Below are 4,215 nucleotides of genomic sequence, written 5' to 3'. Positions count from 1 at the left end.
CGCGGCGGGGCGCGGGGCGGGGGGGGGGGGGGGCGCCGCCGTGGGGGGGGGGGCGGCCCCGGGGGGGGGGCCCCCGGGCCCACCCCCCGCCCGCCCGGGGGGGGCCCCCCCCCCCACGCCCGAAGGGTCGCCCCCAGCTGCGCGCCCGCTACGAAAAAGGTCGAAGAGCGTAGTCCCACTACGCTCTTCGACCTTTTCCTTCCGGATCGCATCACCTGGGGGCGACGCAGGCCGTGACCCGGTGAGAAATGCGGGCTAGATTGCACCCCTGCCGGCCCGTCCGGCGACAACCCAGACGAAGAAAACGGAGGAACCGATGGCGGTTCGAGTAGCGATTAATGGCTTTGGACGTATCGGGCGCAACATCCTGCGCGCCGTGCACGAAGGTAAACGGCGCGACATCAAGGTCGTGGCCATCAACGACCTGGGCCCGGTGGAAACCAATGCCCACCTGTTGCGCCACGATTCCGTGCACGGCCCCTTCGCCGGCAGCGTCAAGACATATAAGAACGCCATCGACATCGGCCGCGGCCGCATCCAGGTGACGGCCGAGCGCGATCCCGCCAAGCTGCCCTGGGCCAAGCTGGGCGTCGACGTGGCGCTCGAATGCACCGGCTTCTTCAACAGCCGCGAGGCGGCGGCCCAGCACCTCGAGGCGGGCGCCAAGCGGGTGCTGGTCTCGGCCCCGGCCGGCGGCGCCGACGCCACCGTGGTCTACGGCGTCAACCACAAAACCTTGCGCAAATCGCACCGCGTGGTCTCCAACGCCTCGTGTACCACCAACTGCCTGGCCCCGGTGGCCCAGGTGCTGAACAACACCGTCGGCATCGTGAGCGGCTATATGACCACGGTACACGCCTACACCGGCGACCAGCCGGTGCTCGACACGCTGCACGACGACCTGCGCCGGGCCCGCGGCGCGGCGCTTTCGATGATCCCGACCTCGACCGGAGCGGCCCGGGCGCTGGGCCTGGTGCTGCCCGAGCTGGCCGGCAAGCTCGACGGCTCGGCCGTGCGCGTGCCCACGCCCAACGTCTCGATGGTCGACCTCACCGTAACGGTCAAACGCAAGACCAGCGTCGACGAGGTCAACCAGGCCATGAACAAGGCCTCCCGCGGCCGTCTCAAGGGCGTGCTGGCGGTCTCGGACGGGCCCATGGTGTCGATCGACTTCAACCACAACCCGGCCAGCTCGATCTTCGATTTGACCCAGACCAAGGTGGTGGGCGGCAAGCTGGTGCGGGTGCTGAGCTGGTACGACAACGAGTGGGGCTTTTCCAACCGCATGTGCGACACCACCGTGGCGCTCGCCAAACTCGGCTGAACCGTGGCCTTCCGCAGCCTCGAGGAGCTCGAGGTCGGCGGCCGGCGGGTGCTGTTGCGGGCCGACCTCAACCTGCCCATGCGGGAGGGCCAGGTCAGCGACGCCACCCGCATCGAACGCCTGGTGCCCACCGTCAAGGCCCTGGTGGGGCGCGGCGCCCGGGTCGTCATGATCTCGCATTTCGGCCGCCCAAAAGGCCGGGCGCTGCCCGAGATGTCGCTGGCCGCCGTGGTGCCGGCACTCAGCGCCGCGCTGGGGCAGTCCGTCGCTTTCGCCGAGGACTGCGTCGGCGAAAAGGCGGCGGCGGTGGTCGCAGGCCTGTCCGACGGCGAAGTGGCGCTGCTGGAGAACCTCAGGTTTCATGCCGGCGAGGAAGCCAACGACCCCGATTTCGCGGCCCGCTTGGCCGAACTCGGCGATTGCTACGTCAACGACGCTTTCTCCTGCGCCCACCGGGCGCATGCCTCGACCGAGGCCCTGGCCCGCCTTCTGCCGGCCGCCGCCGGACTCGGCATGGGCGCCGAGTTGCGGGCCCTGGGCGACGCCCTGGAAACGCCTGAGCGGCCCCTGGCGGCACTGATCGGCGGCGCCAAGGTTTCGACCAAGCTCGAGGTCCTGAACAACTTGGTGACCCGCGTCGATGTGCTGATCATCGGCGGCGGCATGGCCAATACTTTTCTGCACGCCCGCGGCATCGACGTCGGCCGCAGCCTTTGCGAGCACGAGCTGGCCGAGACGGCCCGCGATGTCGAGAGCCGGACCAGGGCCGCCGGCTGCACCATCGTGCTGCCCGACGACGTGGTGGTGGCGGACGAACTCGGGGAAGGCGTGGATTTCCAGACCGTGGCCACCAGGGCGGTGCCAAGGCAATCCATGATCCTCGACATCGGGCCCGAGAGCGCCCGCGATCTGGCAGCCCGTCTGGAGGCCTGCCGCACCATCGTCTGGAACGGCCCCCTGGGCGCCTTCGAAACGCCGCCTTTCGCTGCCGGCACGGCAACCGTGGCCCGGGCCGCGGCCGAGCTCACGGCGGCCGGCCGGCTGACCAGCGTGGCCGGCGGCGGCGACACCCTGGCGGCGCTCGCCCAGGCCGGGGCGGCGGACGATTTCAGCTACCTCTCGACGGCCGGCGGCGCCTTTCTCGACTGGCTGGCCGGCAAGACCCTGCCCGGTGTGGCGGTGCTGGAAAACCCTTAGGTTTCTGTCCGATCTTGTGGGTTGGCGGGGACCTGCCGACCCGTCGGGTCAGCTTTTCACCTGCCTGCGGTCGTGATGGCTGGCGGGCCGCGGCGACGCGAATAGCCAAAAGCAGAAGTGACATCTGCTCATTCATTAACCCCGGCCAATGTCGTTCGACTGGACCTTATCGGCCAATCCCTTCAGATTGCCGTCGAGGATTTTGCCCATCATCACTTTCATCATGGTCTGACCCAATATCCATCCGAACGGTCCGTATTTAACACGATAATTCATGCTCCACTTCACTCTCGATCTCCCGGCGTCCAGCGGCTCGACGGTCAGCTCAGCATGAGCTTCATGTAGAGGCATTGCTTCCATTTCCGACAAACGAACACGATACCCTCAATTGGCCTCCCATCCAGTGACCTCCTCCACCACCGAGGTGCCGTCAGCAAAATGGCAGCGCCTGATCGATCCTATCCCATCTGGGCCTTCAGTAAGCGCGTCCACGGATTTGACCAGCGGTGCGAATTCGTCGATGTGCATGAATCGGCTGAGAACAGCCCATATGGTGTCAGTCGTGGCGTCGATATCATGGATCCGTTCATGGTGTATCATTCTTTTGGTTCCTGCATTTGCGGCACAATTTCGTTTCGGTATTCACGATCAGCCAAACCGTCCGTCCCGGCAAGGTTTCGGAGCGACCATATCAAATACATACCGACAGAGTAGCTTCAGGATAGTCCGATTAGATGGACTTTTTCGAGAAGCCATTTCGGTGAAACTTATATAGGGAGAAAGGAAAATTCGAACTGTCCGTTCTAATGGCTGCTGTGGGTCAACCGCGTCAATTCGGCGCCACCTCCGGTATGTTCGCTGTACCCTCAGCACCGGACGCCCAGGTATCGAAAGCGGAAATGCTGGCCGGAAGATCGGCTTGCTGGGTCTATTCCCCCGGGCGCGCTCTGGCCCGTGACGAGCGTAGGCTCGCATTGCGGCCATCAGCGGGCCGGTGCCCCGGATGTTGATGACGCGCGTGAGGTTGTAGGCGTGCACGTGCAGGGCCATCTCGGTGGTGACGCGGGTATCCGAACCTATGAACGATCGATAGCAATCCTGAATAAGGATAGCTCCGCAGTCATGACACCCTCGCGAACGGCGGGATCATCATCGACCAGTCTCTGCGCCTCAGCCTCGGATGCAGCCATAAATACGACGATACCGAACGCCTGTTTCCCAAATTCGAGCGTCCGCCCAGCCATCCGAACGACGCCCTTATCGGCCAATACCTTGAGGTAATCAAAATGCGCCGCAACGGTATCTTGTTCCAAGTCGGTCATACCGTCTGAAAGCATCTCGGGGCGGGTCGGGCGAACGACGTAGATGTAGTGGGATTCGTCCATATAGCGAAGTCCCGGCGGTGGAGACGACCTCGATTTAGGGGTTGCTGGAGCTAATCGCGACTCCAAGAAATCGCACGTCGTGCAACGGTGAGTCCTTCTGAACGCCATCATCGTCCATCGGCCAACTCCCGCCAAAACCGAGGAAACAATTGTAAGCGATCTATGACGGTGTCCGTCATCAAAACATTCGGGACTGTTGAGCCTATTTTTTACCGGAGGATCTGGCTCATCTTGGTTTGATGTTAAGCCGCTTGTCGTTGATGGTTCAAGCGGCGTTTTTGAACGGTCCGTTTTTTGATCTTCTCTCTC

Annotated in this window: 4 protein-coding genes and 1 pseudogene; 2 read left to right on the top strand and 3 right to left on the bottom strand. The window is 64.1% G+C overall.

Translation table 11 applies throughout. From position 1 onward, the window contains the following. Nucleotides 1-316 precede the first annotated feature (316 nt). Together gap and QGG75_20375 are read left to right on the top strand one after the other, a co-directional pair. Entirely contained in the window at nt 317-1,324 is a 1,008-nt protein-coding gene (gene gap / locus QGG75_20380) for a type I glyceraldehyde-3-phosphate dehydrogenase (protein MDP6069587.1), read from the top strand. A 3-nt stretch (nt 1,325-1,327) separates the two neighbouring features. Next, a complete protein-coding gene (locus QGG75_20375; protein MDP6069586.1) occupies nt 1,328-2,521 on the top strand; it encodes a phosphoglycerate kinase in 1,194 nt (397 codons plus the stop codon). Nucleotides 2,522-2,656: 135 nt separating this feature from the next. On the opposite strand, the gene QGG75_20370 is transcribed toward QGG75_20375, so the two are convergent. The 3 genes and pseudogenes from QGG75_20370 to QGG75_20360 all read right to left on the bottom strand — a co-directional run. Continuing rightward, nucleotides 2,657-2,881, bottom strand: a complete 225-nt coding sequence (locus QGG75_20370) for an SRPBCC family protein (GenBank protein MDP6069585.1) — start codon at nt 2,879-2,881, stop codon at nt 2,657-2,659. Nucleotides 2,882-3,487: 606 nt separating this feature from the next. Then, nucleotides 3,488-3,586 (bottom strand): annotated as a pseudogene (locus tag QGG75_20365) (hypothetical protein). Nucleotides 3,587-3,597: 11 nt separating this feature from the next. Next, nucleotides 3,598-4,215: YciI family protein (locus QGG75_20360; protein MDP6069584.1), on the bottom strand; the 618-nt coding region annotated here is incomplete at its 5' end.

This window comes from Alphaproteobacteria bacterium, assembly GCA_030740435.1.
Taxonomy (GTDB): domain Bacteria; phylum Pseudomonadota; class Alphaproteobacteria; order UBA2966; family UBA2966.
The sequence above is the reverse complement of the archived record's forward strand: the minus strand, read 5'-3'. Positions and strand labels throughout refer to the sequence as shown.